The sequence below is a fragment of the Pseudomonas sp. S3(2024) genome (assembly GCF_036861315.1).
Taxonomy (GTDB): domain Bacteria; phylum Pseudomonadota; class Gammaproteobacteria; order Pseudomonadales; family Pseudomonadaceae; genus Aquipseudomonas; species Aquipseudomonas putida_A.
In genome coordinates, this window is sequence record NZ_JAZAQQ010000018.1 from 1 (window position 1) to 15,718 (window position 15,718).

Sequence of the window (15,718 nt, forward strand, 5' to 3'; positions counted from 1 at the left end):
GCCTCGAACCAATTGCCGCCTGCGCTGTTTGAGCAGCAGGCGGCCTAATACTCCTACGGAGTGGTTTAAAAAAACTGAACCACTACAGCCTGCTCGCGATAGCGCCAGTTCAGACACCACAAAAACCACTGCCCATCAGAGGCAGAGAACCTCAATAACCGTGAGGCAAAAACCGTGATCGAGACCCTGAACCATCTCCCGCATCCGCACGAAAGCGCGGCAGCCCTCGCCGGTCATTTCACCGATCTGGCGCCACCGCTCAACGCCCGGCAGGCGCATCTGGAAGCCTCGCGCTGCCTGTATTGCTACGACGCGCCGTGCGTCAACGCGTGCCCGAGCGAGATCGACATTCCGTCGTTCATCCGCAACATCCATCAGGACAACGTGCCCGGTGCGGCGCAGAAAATTCTATCGGCGAACATCCTCGGCGGCAGTTGCGCCCGGGTCTGCCCGACGGAAATCCTTTGTCAGCAAGCCTGCGTGCGCAACAACGCCCAGGAATGCGCGCCAGTGCTGATCGGCCTGTTGCAACGCTACGCCGTGGACAACGCGCACTTCACCGAGCACCCGTTCCAGCGTGCGGCGAGCACCGGCAAGCGCATCGCCGTGGTCGGCGCCGGGCCAGCGGGGTTGTCCTGCGCCCACCGCAGCGCAATGCACGGGCATGACGTGGTGATTTTCGAAGCACGGGAGAAGGCTGGTGGCCTCAATGAATACGGGATCGCCAAGTACAAACTGGTCGACGACTACGCGCAGAAGGAGCTGGATTTCCTCCTGCAGATCGGCGGCATCGAAATCCGTCACGGGCAGAAACTCGGCGAGAATCTGACCCTCAGCGAGCTGCATCAGCAGTTCGACGCGGTGTTCCTCGGCCTCGGCCTCAACGCCAGCAAACAGCTCGGTCTGGCCCACGAAGACGCGCCCGGCCTGCTCGCCGCCACCGACTACATCCGTGAACTGCGCCAGGCCGATGACCTGACGCAACTGCCACTGGCCGAACGCTGCATCGTCCTTGGCGCCGGCAACACCGCGATCGACATGGCCGTACAAATGGCCCGCCTCGGAGCGCGTGACGTGAATCTGGTGTATCGCCGGGGCGCGGCGGACATGGGCGCCACCGGTCACGAACAAGACATCGCCAAAGCCAATCAGGTGCGCCTGCTGACCTGGGCGCAACCGGAGGAAGTGCTGCTCGACGCGCAAGGCAAGGTGCGCGGCATGCGTTTTGCCCGTACACAACTGGTCGACGGTCGCCTGCAAACCACTGGCGAGACCTTCGAACTGGCCGCCGACGCGATCTTCAAAGCCATCGGTCAGGCCTTCGACAGCAGCGCCCTCGCCGACCCGCTGGCCCGTGAACTCAAACGTCAGGGCGAACGGATTCAGGTCGATGACAACCTGCGCACCAGCATTCCCGGCGTGTATGCCGGCGGCGACTGCACCAGCCTCGATCAGGACCTCACCGTGCAAGCCGTACAGCACGGTAAACTCGCCGCCGAGGCGATCAACGCGCAACTGATGCTCAACGTGGAGGCTGCGTAAATGGCCGATCTCTCGATAGTCTTCGCCGGTATCAAAGCGCCCAATCCGTTCTGGCTGGCCTCCGCGCCACCGACCGACAAGGCCTACAACGTGGTCCGCGCCTTCGAGGCCGGCTGGGGTGGCGTGGTCTGGAAAACCCTCGGCGAGGACCCGGCAGCGGTCAACGTCTCGTCGCGCTACTCGGCGCACTACGGCAACAACCGCGAAGTGCTGGGCATCAACAACATCGAACTGATCACCGACCGCTCGCTGGAAATCAACCTGCGCGAGATCACACAGGTCAAGAAGGACTGGCCGGACCGTGCGCTGATCGTCTCGCTGATGGTGCCGTGCGTCGAGGAATCGTGGAAACACATCCTGCCGCTGGTGGAAGCCACCGGTGCCGACGGCATCGAGCTGAATTTCGGTTGCCCGCACGGCATGCCCGAGCGCGGCATGGGCGCGGCGGTCGGTCAGGTGCCGGAGTACGTCGAGCAGGTCACTCGGTGGTGCAAGACCTATTGCTCGCTACCGGTGATCGTCAAACTGACGCCGAACATCACCGACATCCGCGTCGCCGCCCGTGCTGCACATCGCGGTGGCGCCGATGCGGTGTCGCTGATCAACACCATCAACTCGATCACCAGCGTCGACCTGGAACACATGGTCGCCCTGCCCACCGTCGGCAGCAAAAGTACACACGGCGGTTACTGCGGCTCGGCGGTCAAGCCGATCGCGTTGAACATGGTTGCCGAGATCGCCCGTGATCCGCAGACGCAAGGCCTGCCGATCTGCGGCATTGGCGGCATCGGCAGTTGGCGTGACGCGGCGGAGTTCATCGCGCTGGGCAGTGGCGCGGTGCAGGTGTGCACGGCGGCGATGCTCCACGGTTTCCGGATTGTCGAGGAGATGAAGGACGGGCTGTCGCGCTGGATGGACAGCCAAGGCTACGCCAACATCGCCGAGTTTTCCGGGCGCGCAGTGGGCAATACCACCGACTGGAAGTACCTCGACATCAACTACCAGGTGATCGCCAAGATCGACCAGGACGCGTGCATCGGTTGCGGGCGCTGCCACATTGCTTGCGAAGACACTTCACACCAAGCGATCAGCAGCTTGAAACAGGCTGACGGGACGCATAAATATGAAGTGATCGATGAGGAGTGTGTGGGGTGTAACTTGTGCCAGATCACTTGTCCGGTGGCGGACTGTATCGAGATGGTGCCGATGGAGACCGGCAAGCCGTTTCTGGACTGGAATCATGATCCGAGGAATCCTTACCACGTTGCCGTCTAGATCGCCGGCTGATCCAACAGCCCCCTCACCCTAACCCTCTCCCAAAGGGAGAGGGGACTGATTGGGGGATATTTCAGAAATCCACCGACTTGAGCGATTTACTTTGAATCCATAATCGATACATGCACAGGCACGGACGGCTTTGAATCCAAAATCGTTGCATGCACATGCTCGGACGGCTTTTTGAGTCCATATTCGACTGGATTTTTCAGGTCGATGTAACTCGCAAGACACCTCGGTCGGCCCCCTCTCCCTCCGGGAGAGGGTTGGGGTGAGGGTCAGCTCTTGCTTCAGGGCTCCAACCCGATCCCGCGCAAAATCACACTGGTCACCGTCTGCACCGCCCGCTCGAACTGCATGTCCGACAGCGGTTGATGCTCGTTGAGAATATTCACCTGATGGTCGAAGTCGGCGTAATGCTGGGTCGAAGCCCAGATCATGTACAGCAGGCTCGACGGCTCCACCGGCAGAATCCGCTTGTCCTCGACCCACTGGCGGATCTTCGCTTCCTTCATTTTCGCCCAGTCGTACAGGCTCAGATCCAGCGCTTCACCCAAGGTCGGGGCGCCGTGGATGATCTCGTTGGCCCAGACTTTCGAGCCGTGCGGCCGGCTGCGCGAATGGTTCATCTTGGCGCGGATGTAGCTGCTGAGCACCACCCGCGGGTCATCGAACATCTCGAAGCACAGTGCGTCCTGCTTCCACACTTCCAGCAGGTCGAACAGCACCGCGCTGTACAGTTCGCTTTTGGTCGAGAAGTAGTAATGCAGGTTGGAACGCGGCAGCTGCACTTCGGCGGCGATGTCGGCCATGGCGGTGCCGCCGAAACCTTTTTCGGCGAAGACTTTTTCCGCCGCCAACAGGATTTTCTCGACGTTACTGCGACGGATCTCGATCTTGTGATTGCCCATGAGGGCTCCCTGACGACGACGTTGTTGAAGACTAGCATCCGCTCTGGCCTCGGGGCGACCGCTGCAAACAAAACTTCGTATGAAGGTCGGCGCATGGCTAAACTGGCGCTTCTTTGTCCTGCCTCAGAGGTATCCGCGATGCTGTTCAAGAACGTCCTGACCACCACTGCCCTGCTCGCTTCGCTGTTCGCCGCATCTTCGGTTTTCGCCCACGCCCACCTGAAAAGTGCCACCCCGGCCGCCGACAGCACCGTCGCCACGCCGGCCGATCTGCGCCTGACCTTTTCTGAAGGCGTCGAAGCCAGTTTCACCAAAGTCAGCCTGACCCACGACGGCGCCCCGGTCGCGATCAAACCGCTGACCACCGAAGCCGACAAGAAAACCCTGATCGTCACCCCGGCCGCACCTCTGAGTGCCGGTGAGTACAAGGTCGAATGGCACGCAGTGTCGGTCGACACACACAAGAGCGAAGGCGCCTACCAGTTCAAGGTTGGCCAGTAATTCATGAGTGAAGCGCTGGTGCTGTGCCGCTTTGTGCATTTCAGCGCGGTGTTGATGCTGTTCGGCGCCTGGCTGTTCCGGCCGCTGCTGCTCAAGGCACCAGTGCCGACATTGGATCGGCATCTGGCGCGACTGGCGCGTTGGCTGACCGCGATTGCGTTGGTCAGCGGTGTCACCTGGGCACTGTTGATCACCGCGAGCATGGCCGGTTCGGCGGCGGCAGCGTTCGATCCGGACACGATTGGCGTGGTGCTGGGCAATACGTTTTTCGGTCAGGTCTGGCGTTGGCATCTGCTGATCAACGCGCTGTTGCTGGCGTTGCTGTTCACGCCGTGGCGTTCGAATGTGCTGCTGCGCCTAGGCTTGAGTGCGCTATTGCTGGCGACATTGGCGCCGGTCGGTCACGGCGCAATGCTCGACGGCCTCAGCGGGCAACTGCTGATTCTCAATCAGATCGTTCATCTGACATGCGTGGCGGCGTGGCTCGGCGGGCTGTTGCTGCTGGTGTTGATCCTGCGTCAACCGAGTGAAGCGATGAGCCGGATCCTGCAGCGCTTCAGCGGTGTCGGTTATGCGATCGTCGGCGGGCTGCTGATCACCGGGTTGATCAACGTGCGCGTGCTGACCGGGCAATGGTGGCCGACGCCGCTCTTTGCAGGGTTTGCCTTGATTCTGCTGATCAAGGCCTTGCTGGTGCTGGGCATGCTCGCGCTGGCGCTGTTCAATCGCTTGCGGATTGATGATTGCGAACAGCGGATGGGCGCGCTCAAGCGCAGTGTGGTGCTGGAGTGGTTGTTGGGGATGGGGGCTGTTGCTGCGGTCTCCCTGCTCGGTACCCTGCCGCCGATGATTGCTGGATAAACCCAATTAGACTGTGGGAGCGGGCTTGCTCGCGAAGGCGGTGTATCAGATACGAAAATATCGCCTGACACACCGCTTTCGCGAGCAAGCCCGCTCCCACATTTTTGATCTGCGCAGGTCAATGCGGTTGTGTGTCGCCCGCTGCGGTGTCGATGCTGACCACCACCGACATCCCCGGACGCAAGCGTTCCTCTTCCTGCTGCCCCTCATCAATGGTGATCCGCACCGGCACGCGCTGGGCGATTTTCACAAAGTTGCCGGTGGCGTTGTCGGCCTGCAACAGGGCGAATTCCGAACCGGTGCCGGGCGAAATGTGCTGCACATGGCCGGTGAACTTGCGGTGGTTCAGCGCATCAACGGTGAAGCGCACCGGCTGCCCGACGCGCACATTGTTCATCTGGGTTTCCTTCATGTTGGCGATCACCCATTTCTGGTTCGGCACCAACGCCATCAGTTGCGCCCCGGAGTTGACGTAAGCGCCGAGGCGCACGCCGATCTGTCCGAGCTGGCCGTCGCGCGGGGCGACGATGCGGGTGTTCGACAAGTCGATCCGCGCCAGTTGCACCGCTGCTTCAGCGCTGGCCACCGAGGCTTCCAGCGAACCGCGATTGACGATCACCGTCTGCAGATCCTGCCGGGCGATTTCCAGATTGGCCTTGGCCTGCGCCACCGCCGCAATGCTCTGCGCATTGGCCGCGAGCGTCACGTCCATCTCGCGTTTCGACACCGAGCCGTCACTCACCAGCTCCTTGTTACGCCGCAGATCCGCCTCGCTTTTGCGCAACTGTGCTTCGCTGTCGGCCACCACCGCCTGACGCAGTTTGATCGTCGCTTCGGCGCTGTTGCGTTGCTGCACCACGTTGGCCAGCGCGGCCTTCTGCACCGCCAGTTGCGCCAGCGACTGGTCGAGGCGCTGCTGATAAATCCGGTCATCCAGGCGCACCAGCAGGTCGCCGGCCTTCACGTACTGGAAGTCCTGCACCGGCACCTCGAACACGTAACCGCTGAGCTGCGGGCCGATGATCGTCACCTGGCCACGCACCAGGGCGTTTTCAGTGGTTTCGACCGCACTGCTGAACGGCGGCAACTGCCAGGCGTAGAGCACGATCAGCACACCGACGATGGCAATCGCGGCAAAGCCCAGTGACGAGATGATCCGCACCCGCAACGAGCGCGGCTCGGTGTTCGGTGATGACGGCGGTGCCACGCCTTCCGGGGTGGCGGCGATGGCATTGGTGGTTGTGGTGGTGGGTTCGGTCATGAATTGGAAGCACCGTCAGGAGGTACGGAAGGCGCGGGGTCGACGGCTTTGGTGGTGCTCATCAGCCACAGCGCACGAATGGACAGCCAGATCATGGTCAGCACCGCAATCACGGCGATCAGCATGAATACATCGTTATAGGCCAGCACGTTGGCTTCGCGAGTGGCCGCGTTGGACAGGCTGCGAATCCCGGCCAGATTGCGCAGGCTCGGGTCGGCCAGCAACGAGCCATAGGCCGACCCGCCGCTCTGTACGCGGGCGGCCACCAGCGGATCGGACAGCGTCAGGTGCTCGACCAGGTGACTGGAATGGAATTTCTCGCGCACGATCTGGAACGTGCTCAACAACGCCGCGCCGAGCAGGCCGCCGAGGTTGTTGCAGATCCCGAACAACACCGAAAAACTCACCAGATTGCGCGGATTGGTCAGCACGTTGCGGGTGCCGAAAACCATGGTCGGCCCAAGAAAAAACGTGCTGCCGAAGGCCAGCAGGAACTGGCTGAAATACAGGTTTTGCGGACGGGTCAGGTTGTTGGAAAAACTGTCCATCACCGAACCGGTGGCCATCAGCGCCAGCGAGATGATCAACGGCATCAGCAGGTGCTTGGGGTCGATGGTCAGGGCGCTGGTCGCCAGCCCCGCGACGCTGCCGATCAGCATCACCACATACAGGCTGTGCAACTGCTCATAACCCATGTTGAGGTTCTGCATGAAACCGACGGCGCCGGTGGACTGTTCCGAGGTGACCATGCGAATCAGGGTCACCGCCAGCGCCAGGCGGATCATCGTGCCGCTGCCGAGCCAGCGGGTCATCAGCATCGGATTGCTGCGATTGTGTTCGATCGCCAAGCCCGCGAGGATCAGGGCAATCGAGGCCGCCAGCGCATAGCCGATCCAGTTGGCCTCCAGCCACCAGTCGATCCGCCCCAGCGACAGCACCGCGCAAAGCAGTGCCACGCCGCTGGCGAGAATGGCGAAGGTCAGAAAGTCCAGCGGCTCGAAGGTTTTGAAGCGGTCACCGGGCGGCAACTTGAGCAGCAGCACGCAGCCCAGCGACAGCAAGGCCATGCCCAATTCGAACAGGTATAAGCCGCGCCATTCGGCAATCTGCAGCAAGTCTTCGGAGAACAATCGCGCCAGCGGTAACGCCAATTGCGAAGCGCCGAGGCCCAGCACCAGCGCCTTCAGCCGCCACTTGGCCGGAAATGCCTGGATCATGTAATACAGGCCCAACGAACTCAGCGCCGCACCGACCATGCCGTGCGCCGCCCGCACCGCGATGGCCGAGCTCAGGTCGTTGACGAACAGATGACCGAAGGTTACCAGCGCATACAGCACCAGAAACACTTCGGTGAACGCGCGCAGGCCGAACTGCTGGCGAAACTTCACCAGCAGCAGGTTCATCGACACGTTGGTCATCACGTACGCAGCCGGCAGCCAGGCCATCTCCGCCGTGGTCGCGCCCAGCGCGCCTTGCAGGTAAGGCAGGTTAGCGACCACCAGCGAGTTGCCCAAACCACCGGTCACCGCCACCAGCAACCCGACCAGCGCATAGGCCAGGCGCTTGGGGTTGGAGTGTAGCGGCGTCGAGGGGGAACCGGGCAGACTGGGCTTCTCGTGAGGCTGCCAGTCGCGCGGGGCATATCGATCCATTGAAAGGCCTTGTGCTTGTGTTGCCGGGAGTTTGCCGCAAATCTTGCGGCAAACCCACAATCCTGTGGGAGCTGGCTTGCCGGCGATGACGGCAGTCGGCTCGGCAACAGGGTGACCGGCAGACCGTTATCGCGGGCACGCCCGCTCCCACAGGGTTGGCGGTGGATTCGTAAATTCTGTTTAAAGGTCCTCTCGCCCGCAACGGATTTTTCCCGCGCCGGGCAACTGCCACCCTTGCAGCCCTTCTCAACCTGCAAGGTGCCCGTTATGACCACGCCCCACTGGCAACGCTCCCCACGCCTGCTGAAAAACCTTTTGGCCGCCGCCCTGTTGCTGCCCGCCCTCGCCTTCGCCCAGGAACGCCCGTGGCCGGACGGCTCGCAACTGGTGATCTCGGTGTCGATGCAGTTCGAAACCGGCGGCCAGCCCGAAGGTGCGGAAAGTCCGTTTTCCGGCAGCCCATTGCCCAAGGGTTACCCTGATCTGCCGGCGCAGACCTGGTTTGATTATGGCTACAAGGAAGGCTTGTGGCGGATGCTCGACCTGTGGGATCGCACCGGGATCAAGGTCACCTCGCATGTGGTCGGCGAAGCGGCGCTCAAGCACCCGGAACTGGCGAAAGCGATTGCCGAGCGCGGCCACGAACTGGCAGCCCACGGCATGCGCTGGGCCGATTCCTACAAAATGAGTTACGACCAGGAAAAACAGTTCATCGGCGACGGTGTCAACGCGGTCGAGAGACTTACCGGCCAGCGCTCGGTGGGCTACAACGCCAACTGGTTGCGGCGCAGCGCCAACACGCTGAAGGTCCTGCAAGACCTCAACTTCAGCTACCACATCGATGATGTCAGCCGCGACGAACCGTTCGTGACCATGGTCCGTGGGCGCAAATTCGCCGTGGTGCCGTATACCTTGCGCAACAACGACATCGTGTTGATCGAGGGTCGGCATTTCTCCGCCGAGCAGTTTTATCAGCAATTGGTGCTGGAATTTGATCGCCTGTACGCCGAGGGCGCGAGCAAGCGGCGGATGATGTCAGTGAGTCTGCACGACCGCATCGGCGGCACCCCGGCGATGGTCGAGGCGATGGAACGTTTTATCCGCTATGCGCAGTCCCATCCAAAAGTGACATTCATGCGCAAGGACCAGATCGCCCGGATCGTCCTGACCGAGAAAAACCCGCTGATCGACAACACAGAGGCGCTCTATAACCGGTAAACCCGCCGAAAACAGCCCTCTTCGCAGCATTTGGAGGGCTGCCAAATCGTGCAAAATAATCGTAACAAGCCCTGTTGACTTTTGCGCAAAACCTCGCAACTATCCGCAACCATGTTGTACGACGACGTATGACAAATAATAAAAACAACAACAGGGAGCGTCACAGTGAGCACATTCGTCTGCAATTCCGTTCGCACGTCCCGTATTTCCTTCCCCCGCCCGTGTTCCACCCTGAGTTTGATCGGCTGCAGCAGCCTCGCCCTGGTTTTGCCGATGAGCGCAGACGCCGAAGGCTTCCTCGAAGACAGCAAAGCCACGCTGAACCTGCGCAACGCCTACTTCAATCGCAACTTCGTCAACCCGAACTACCCGCAGGGCAAGGCTGAAGAGTGGACGCAAAACTTCATCCTTGATGCCAAATCCGGCTTCACCCAAGGCACCGTCGGCTTCGGTCTCGATGTGCTGGGGATGTATTCGCAAAAACTCGATGGCGGCAAGGGCACCGGCGGTACGCAACTGTTGCCGATTCACGATGACGGGCGTCCGGCGGACAACTTCGGTCGCCTCGGCGTGGCGCTGAAGGCCAAGGTGTCGAAGACCGAATTGAAGGTTGGCGAATGGATGCCGGTGCTGCCGATCCTGCGCTCAGACGATGGCCGCTCGTTGCCGCAGACCTTTCGCGGTGGCCAGATCACCTCCACCGAAATCAACGGCCTGACCCTCTACGGTGGGCAGTTCCGTGGCAACAGCCCGCGCAACGATGCCAGCATGGAAGACATGTCGATGAACGGCCGCGGCGCCTTCACCTCCGACCGTTTCAACTTCGGCGGCGGCGAATACACCTTCAACGACAAGCGCACCCTGGTCGGCGTGTGGTACGCCGAACTCAGCGACATCTACCAGCAGCAGTATTTCAACCTCAGCCACAGCCAGCCGCTGGGTGACTGGACGCTGGGCGCCAACCTCGGTTTCTTCACCGGCAAGGAAGACGGCAGCGCCCAGGCCGGCGACCTCGATAACAAGACTGCATTTGCCATGCTGTCGGCCCGCTACGGCGGCAACACCTTCTATGTCGGCCTGCAAAAACTCAGCGGCGACGACGCGTGGATGCGGGTCAACGGCACCAGCGGCGGCACCCTGGCCAACGACAGCTACAACGCCAGTTATGACAACGCCAAAGAGCGCTCCTGGCAGTTGCGTCATGACTACAACTTCGTCGCCCTCGGCATTCCCGGCCTGACCCTGATGAACCGTTACATCAGCGGCGACAACGTGCACACCGGGACGATCACCGACGGCAAGGAATGGGGTCGCGAGTCGGAACTGGGATACACCGTGCAGAGCGGGCCGCTGAAAAACCTCAACGTGAGATGGCGCAACGCGACGATCCGCCGGGACTTCAGCACCAATGAGTTCGACGAGAACCGGATCTTTGTCAGCTATCCGATTTCGTTGTTGTAAAGCCAGTCCTCACACCGGGTTTCCCTGTGGGAGCGAGCTTGCTCGCGAATGCGTCGGGTCAGTCAATTCATCTTTCAATGACACACCGCTTTCGCGAGCAAGCCCGCTCCCACAAGGGGATTGCATTGCAACGAAGGCGTCGCGGTGATTGAAAAGTGAATGAGCCCCTTCCGTCATTTACCCCAAAAGTCGCGTTGACAAGTTCCGGAAACCCTACCGATACTTCAGCGAAGTCATACGACAACCTACAACAAACCTAATAACAACGTGTAAGGGATTGCCATGACGTCTACCTCTATTCCCCGCGCCCCGTTCAACCGTCTGCTGCTGACCGGCGCTGCCGGTGGCCTGGGCAAAGTCCTGCGCGAACGTATGCGCCCTTATGCCCATGTCCTGCGCCTGTCGGACATCGCCGCCCTCGCCCCAGCCATTGATGATCGCGAAGAAATCGTCCCCTGCGACCTTGCCGACAAACAGGCGGTGCACCAACTGGTCGAAGGCGTCGACGCAATCCTGCACTTCGGCGGTGTCTCCGTGGAGCGGCCCTTCGAAGAAATCCTCGGCGCCAACATTTGCGGCGTATTTCACATCTACGAAGCTGCACGCCGCCATGGTGTGAAGCGCGTGATCTTCGCCAGTTCCAACCACGTCATCGGCTTCTACAAACAGGACGAGCCGCTCGACGCCAGCTGCGCCCGCCGCCCCGACGGCTACTACGGATTGTCCAAGTCCTACGGCGAAGACATGGCCAGTTTCTACTTTGATCGCTACGGCATCGAGACCGTCAGCATCCGCATCGGCTCCTCGTTCCCCGAGCCGCAGAACCGCCGAATGATGCACACCTGGCTGAGCTTCGACGACCTCACCCAATTGCTCGAGCGCGCGCTGTACACGCCAAACGTTGGCCATACCGTGGTCTATGGAATGTCCGCCAACAAGGACGTCTGGTGGGACAACCGCTTCGCCAGCCACCTCGGTTTTGAAGCCAAGGACAACTCCGAAGTGTTCCGCGAAAAAGTCGAAGCGCAGCCAATGCCCGCCGCCGATGACCCGGCGCGGGTCTATCAGGGCGGCGCGTTCGTCGCGGCCGGCCCCTTCGGCGACTGAACACTCTGCCAACGACGCAAAGGAATGAGTATGCAAGCCGAATTGATCGTCGATGCGCGCAACGCCGTGGGCGAAAGCCCGGTCTGGGTGCCGCAGGAAAACGCGCTGTATTGGGTCGATATTCCCAACGGCGGGCTGCAACGCTGGAGCGCTGACACCGGCCATGTGCATGCCTGGAAAACCCCGCAAATGCTCGCCTGCATCGCCCGTCACAGCAGTGGCGACTGGGTTGCCGGCATGGAGAGCGGCTTTTTTCATCTGCACCCGCACAGCGATGGCAGCCTCGACAGCGAATGGCTCGCCGCCGTCGAGCACAGCCGACGTGACATGCGCCTCAACGATGGTCGCTGCGACCGCCAGGGCCGTTTCTGGGCCGGCAGCATGGTGCTGAACATGGGCCTGAACGCATCCGAAGGCCGGCTCTACCGCTACGGCGCCGGGCAGTCTGGTGTGATCGAAGCGCAACTCGACGGGTTCATCGTGCCCAACGGCCTCGGCTTCAGCCCTGACGGCAAGACGATGTACCTGTCCGATTCACATCCGCACGTGCAATTGATCTGGGCCTTCGATTACGACACCGAGACCGGCACACCGTCGAATCGGCGGATCTTTGTTGACATGAACCACTTCCCCGGCCGACCGGATGGCGCTGCCGTGGATGCCGAAGGCTGCTACTGGATCTGCGCCAACGACGCCGGACTGATTCACCGTTTTGCCCCGGACGGCCGCCTCGATTTCTCGGTTGAAGTGCCGGTGAAGAAACCGACGATGTGTGCCTTCGGCGGCAGCCGCCTGGACACCCTCTTCGTGACCTCGATTCGTCCCGGCGACGATCACGACCCGCAATCCCTGGCCGGCGGCGTGTTCGCCCTCAACCCCGGGGTCAAAGGCCTGGAAGAACCGCTGTTCGACGATTCCCTGTAACACCCGCCTCTGCTGCACCGCTGCGCCTTGAACACAACAATAACAAGACTGGAGACTCACCCCCATGAACTTCAAACGCACCTTGCTGGCCGCTGCACTCCCGCTGATGTTCACCTTCACTGGCGCCGCCCAGGCCCTGCAACTCAAATTCGCTGACATCCATCCCGCCGGTTATCCAACCGTGGTGGCCGAAGAAAACATGGGCAAGACCCTGACCAGGGAGACCAACGGCGAGCTGACCTTCCAATACTTTCCCGGCGGCGTGCTGGGTTCTGAAAAGGAAGTCATCGAGCAGATGCAAGTCGGCGCGGTACAGCTGTCTCGCGTCAGCCTGGGTATCGTCGGCCCGGTAGTGCCGGACGTGAACGTGTTCAACATGCCGTTCATCTTCCGCGACCATCAACACATGCGTAACGTCATCGATGGCGCAGTGGGCGACGAGATCCTCGACAAAATCACCAACTCCGAATTCGGCCTCGTGGCTCTGGCCTGGATGGACGGCGGCACGCGCAACGTCTACACCAAGAAACCGGTGCGCAAGCTCGAAGACCTCAAGGGCATGAAGATTCGCGTGCAAGGCAACCCAATGTTCATCGACATGATGAACGCCATGGGCGGTAACGGTATCGCCATGGACACCGGGGAAATCTTCAGCGCCTTGCAGACCGGCGTGATCGACGGCGCGGAAAACAACCCGCCGACCCTGCTCGAACACAACCACTTCCAGAACGCCAAGTTCTACAGCCTGACCGGTCACCTGATCCTGCCAGAGCCGATTGTGATGTCGAAAATCACCTGGGAAAAACTCACCCCGGATCAACAGGCGCTTGTCAAGACCGCCGCCAAGGCTGCCCAGGCTGAAGAGCGCGTGCTGTGGGACAAGAAGTCCGCTGCCAGCGAAGAAAAACTCAAGGCCGCTGGCGTCGAGTTCATCGAGGTCGACAAGAAACCCTTCTACGACGCCACCGCACCGGTGCGGGAAAAGTACGGTGCGAAGTACGCCGACCTGATCAAGAAAATCGAAGCCGTTCAGTAACGCCTCCCGCTCCGTCCTCATTAACCAGGCCCGGCGCACCTGATGACACAGGCGCGCCCGGTTACGGTGGAACCCGATGAAGAATCTACTGCTGCGTATCAACGACAAGATCTACATGACGTGCATTTGGGTCGCCGGCCTTTCCGTTCTGGCGATTTCCCTGATGATTCCCTGGGGCGTGTTCGCCCGCTACGTGCTGGGCACCGGTTCGAGCTGGCCAGAGCCGACGGCGATCCTGCTGATGATGGTGTTCACCTTCATCGGTGCCGCCGCCAGTTACCGCGCCGGTGCGCACATGGCCGTGGCCATGCTCACCGACCGTATGCCACCCCGGCTGAGATCTGCGGCGGCGATATTCTCGCAACTGCTCATGGCGTCGATCTGCATTTTCATGACGATCTGGGGCGCCAAGTTGTGCCTGTCCACCTGGAACCAGTTCATGGCGGCCCTGCCCGATCTGCGGGTTGGCGTGACCTATCTGCCGATTCCCGTGGGCGGCTTGCTGACACTGGTTTTCGTCCTGGAAAAACTCTTGCTCGGTGACCAGAGCAAACGGCGGGTCGTGCAGTTCGATCTGGTTGAAGAAAGTGAAGGTGGCGCTTAATGGACGCTCTGATTCTGCTGGGCAGTTTTATCCTGTTGATCCTCATCGGCATGCCAGTCGCCTATGCGCTGGGCGCCGCCGCGCTGATCGGTGCATGGTGGATCGACATCCCGTTCCAGGCGGTGATGATCCAGGTCGCGTCGGGGGTGAACAAGTTCTCGCTGCTGGCCATTCCGTTCTTCGTCCTGGCCGGTGCGATCATGGCCGAAGGCGGCATGTCGCGGCGTTTGGTGGCGTGTGCCGGGGTGCTGGTGGGTTTCGTGCGCGGTGGCCTGTCGCTGGTCAACATTGTCGCCTCGACCTTTTTCGGCGCGATCTCCGGTTCCTCGGTGGCCGACACCGCGTCGGTGGGTTCGGTACTGATTCCGGAAATGGAACGCAAAGGCTATCCACGGGATTTCTCCACCGCGGTGACCGTCAGCGGCTCGGTGCAAGCCCTGCTCACTCCGCCAAGCCATAACTCGGTGCTCTACTCCCTGGCCGCCGGTGGTACGGTTTCGATTGCCTCGCTGTTCATGGCGGGCATCGTGCCGGGGTTGCTGATGAGCGCCTGCCTGATGGTGCTGTGCCTGATTTTCGCGAAAAAACGCGATTACCCCAAAGGTGAAGTCATCCCGATGCGCCAGGCGTTGAAAATCGTCGGCGAAGCCCTCTGGGGCCTGATGGCGATGGTGATCATCCTCGGCGGTATCCTCTCGGGGATTTTCACCGCCACGGAATCGGCGGCCATCGCCGTGTTGTGGTCGTTCTTCGTGACCATGTTCATCTACCGCGACTACAAGTGGCGGGAACTGCCGAAGCTGATGCACCGCACGGTACGCACCATTTCCATCGTGATGATCCTGATCGGTTTCGCCGCGAGCTTCGGCTACATCATGACCCTGATGCAGATTCCGGCGAAAATCACCACGCTGTTCCTGACCCTGTCGGACAACCGCTACGTGATCCTGATGTGCATCAACGTCATGCTGCTGTTGCTCGGCACAGTGATGGACATGGCGCCGCTGATTCTGATTCTGACGCCGATCCTGATGCCGGTGATTCTCGGCATCGGTGTCGATCCAGTGCAGTTCGGCATGATCATGCTGGTCAACCTCGGGATCGGGCTGATCACACCGCCGGTGGGCGCGGTGCTGTTTGTCGGTTCGGCGGTGGGCAAGGTCAGTATCGAGAGCACCGTGAAGGCGCTGCTGCCGTTTTATGCGGTGCTGTTTCTGGTGTTGATGCTGGTGACCTACATTCCGGCGATTTCGCTGTGGTTGCCGCATCTGGTGTTGTAACAGCCTGAAAGATCGCAGCCTCGTTTCACTCGACAGCTCCTACATGGGAATGCGATTCCTGTAGGAGCTGCCGAAGGCTGCGATC

At 61.0% G+C, this 15,718-nt stretch carries 14 protein-coding genes; 11 read left to right on the top strand and 3 right to left on the bottom strand.

Annotated elements, in window-relative coordinates; genetic code table 11:
• Positions 1 to 174 precede the first annotated feature (174 nt).
• Both VLA07_RS26345 and preA read left to right on the top strand, forming a co-directional pair.
• On the top strand, positions 175 to 1,542 hold the full coding sequence (locus VLA07_RS26345; RefSeq protein ID WP_098968233.1) for an NAD(P)-dependent oxidoreductase: 1,368 nt from the start codon (positions 175 to 177) through the stop codon (positions 1,540 to 1,542).
• Positions 1,543 to 2,817: an NAD-dependent dihydropyrimidine dehydrogenase subunit PreA gene (gene preA / locus VLA07_RS26350; RefSeq protein ID WP_333992480.1), complete on the top strand. Its 1,275-nt coding sequence runs from the start codon at positions 1,543 to 1,545 to the stop codon at positions 2,815 to 2,817.
• A gap of 290 nt (positions 2,818 to 3,107) precedes the next feature.
• Here preA and VLA07_RS26355 read toward each other — a convergent pair whose 3' ends face one another.
• Complete coding sequence (locus VLA07_RS26355) at positions 3,108 to 3,728, bottom strand: TetR/AcrR family transcriptional regulator (protein ID WP_096795914.1); 621 nt, start codon at positions 3,726 to 3,728, stop codon at positions 3,108 to 3,110.
• Positions 3,729 to 3,866: 138 nt separating this feature from the next.
• Between VLA07_RS26355 and copC the strand changes: the two genes are divergently transcribed.
• Both copC and copD read left to right on the top strand, forming a co-directional pair.
• Complete coding sequence (gene copC / locus VLA07_RS26360; protein WP_333992483.1) at positions 3,867 to 4,229, top strand: copper homeostasis periplasmic binding protein CopC; 363 nt, start codon at positions 3,867 to 3,869, stop codon at positions 4,227 to 4,229.
• 3 nt (positions 4,230 to 4,232) lie between these two features.
• Positions 4,233 to 5,090, top strand: a complete 858-nt coding sequence (gene copD, locus VLA07_RS26365) for a copper homeostasis membrane protein CopD (protein WP_333992484.1) — start codon at positions 4,233 to 4,235, stop codon at positions 5,088 to 5,090.
• Between the two features lie 118 nt (positions 5,091 to 5,208).
• On the opposite strand, the gene VLA07_RS26370 is transcribed toward copD, so the two are convergent.
• The gene (locus VLA07_RS26370; RefSeq protein WP_027613204.1) at positions 5,209 to 6,351 is read right to left on the bottom strand and encodes an HlyD family secretion protein; all 1,143 of its coding nucleotides are present in this window, start codon (positions 6,349 to 6,351) and stop codon (positions 5,209 to 5,211) included.
• Positions 6,348 to 8,003 carry an MFS transporter gene (locus VLA07_RS26375; RefSeq protein WP_333992486.1) on the bottom strand — a complete coding sequence of 552 codons (1,656 nt, stop codon included), beginning with the start codon at positions 8,001 to 8,003 and terminating at the stop codon, positions 6,348 to 6,350. The genes VLA07_RS26370 and VLA07_RS26375 overlap by 4 nt, the downstream gene beginning before the upstream one ends.
• A gap of 267 nt (positions 8,004 to 8,270) precedes the next feature.
• Here VLA07_RS26375 and VLA07_RS26380 point away from each other — a divergent pair, with 267 nt between their 5' ends.
• The 7 genes from VLA07_RS26380 (at position 8,271) to VLA07_RS26410 (ending at position 15,633) form a co-directional block, all read left to right on the top strand.
• Positions 8,271 to 9,221, top strand: a complete 951-nt coding sequence (locus tag VLA07_RS26380) for a polysaccharide deacetylase family protein (RefSeq protein WP_330207195.1) — start codon at positions 8,271 to 8,273, stop codon at positions 9,219 to 9,221.
• A gap of 165 nt (positions 9,222 to 9,386) precedes the next feature.
• Positions 9,387 to 10,682, top strand: a complete 1,296-nt coding sequence (locus VLA07_RS26385) for an OprD family porin (protein WP_333992488.1) — start codon at positions 9,387 to 9,389, stop codon at positions 10,680 to 10,682.
• A 282-nt stretch (positions 10,683 to 10,964) separates the two neighbouring features.
• On the top strand, positions 10,965 to 11,789 hold the full coding sequence (locus VLA07_RS26390; RefSeq protein WP_135295487.1) for an NAD-dependent epimerase/dehydratase family protein: 825 nt from the start codon (positions 10,965 to 10,967) through the stop codon (positions 11,787 to 11,789).
• A gap of 30 nt (positions 11,790 to 11,819) precedes the next feature.
• Positions 11,820 to 12,713, top strand: coding sequence for an SMP-30/gluconolactonase/LRE family protein (locus VLA07_RS26395; protein WP_333992491.1), 894 nt, complete (start codon positions 11,820 to 11,822; stop codon positions 12,711 to 12,713).
• Positions 12,714 to 12,777: 64 nt separating this feature from the next.
• The gene (locus tag VLA07_RS26400; RefSeq protein WP_135295485.1) at positions 12,778 to 13,749 is read left to right on the top strand and encodes a TRAP transporter substrate-binding protein; all 972 of its coding nucleotides are present in this window, start codon (positions 12,778 to 12,780) and stop codon (positions 13,747 to 13,749) included.
• Positions 13,750 to 13,825: 76 nt separating this feature from the next.
• Positions 13,826 to 14,353, top strand: coding sequence for a TRAP transporter small permease (locus tag VLA07_RS26405; RefSeq protein ID WP_098968224.1), 528 nt, complete (start codon positions 13,826 to 13,828; stop codon positions 14,351 to 14,353).
• Entirely contained in the window at positions 14,353 to 15,633 is a 1,281-nt protein-coding gene (locus VLA07_RS26410) for a TRAP transporter large permease (RefSeq protein ID WP_027613212.1), read from the top strand. The genes VLA07_RS26405 and VLA07_RS26410 overlap by 1 nt, the downstream gene beginning before the upstream one ends.
• Positions 15,634 to 15,718 lie beyond the last annotated feature (85 nt).

Excerpts from the sequence above, each read along its gene's own strand:
- preA (WP_333992480.1), top strand. The coding sequence starts at position 1,543 with ATGGCCGATCTCTCGATAGTCTTCGCCGGTATCAAAGCGCCCAATCCG.
- VLA07_RS26355 (WP_096795914.1), bottom strand. The coding sequence starts at position 3,728 with ATGGGCAATCACAAGATCGAGATCCGTCGCAGTAACGTCGAGAAAATC.
- copC (WP_333992483.1), top strand. The coding sequence starts at position 3,867 with ATGCTGTTCAAGAACGTCCTGACCACCACTGCCCTGCTCGCTTCGCTG.
- copD (WP_333992484.1), top strand. The coding sequence starts at position 4,233 with ATGAGTGAAGCGCTGGTGCTGTGCCGCTTTGTGCATTTCAGCGCGGTG.
- VLA07_RS26370 (WP_027613204.1), bottom strand. The coding sequence starts at position 6,351 with ATGACCGAACCCACCACCACAACCACCAATGCCATCGCCGCCACCCCG.
- VLA07_RS26375 (WP_333992486.1), bottom strand. The coding sequence starts at position 8,003 with ATGGATCGATATGCCCCGCGCGACTGGCAGCCTCACGAGAAGCCCAGT.
- VLA07_RS26380 (WP_330207195.1), top strand. The coding sequence starts at position 8,271 with ATGACCACGCCCCACTGGCAACGCTCCCCACGCCTGCTGAAAAACCTT.
- VLA07_RS26390 (WP_135295487.1), top strand. The coding sequence starts at position 10,965 with ATGACGTCTACCTCTATTCCCCGCGCCCCGTTCAACCGTCTGCTGCTG.
- VLA07_RS26395 (WP_333992491.1), top strand. The coding sequence starts at position 11,820 with ATGCAAGCCGAATTGATCGTCGATGCGCGCAACGCCGTGGGCGAAAGC.
- VLA07_RS26400 (WP_135295485.1), top strand. The coding sequence starts at position 12,778 with ATGAACTTCAAACGCACCTTGCTGGCCGCTGCACTCCCGCTGATGTTC.
- VLA07_RS26405 (WP_098968224.1), top strand. The coding sequence starts at position 13,826 with ATGAAGAATCTACTGCTGCGTATCAACGACAAGATCTACATGACGTGC.
- VLA07_RS26410 (WP_027613212.1), top strand. The coding sequence starts at position 14,353 with ATGGACGCTCTGATTCTGCTGGGCAGTTTTATCCTGTTGATCCTCATC.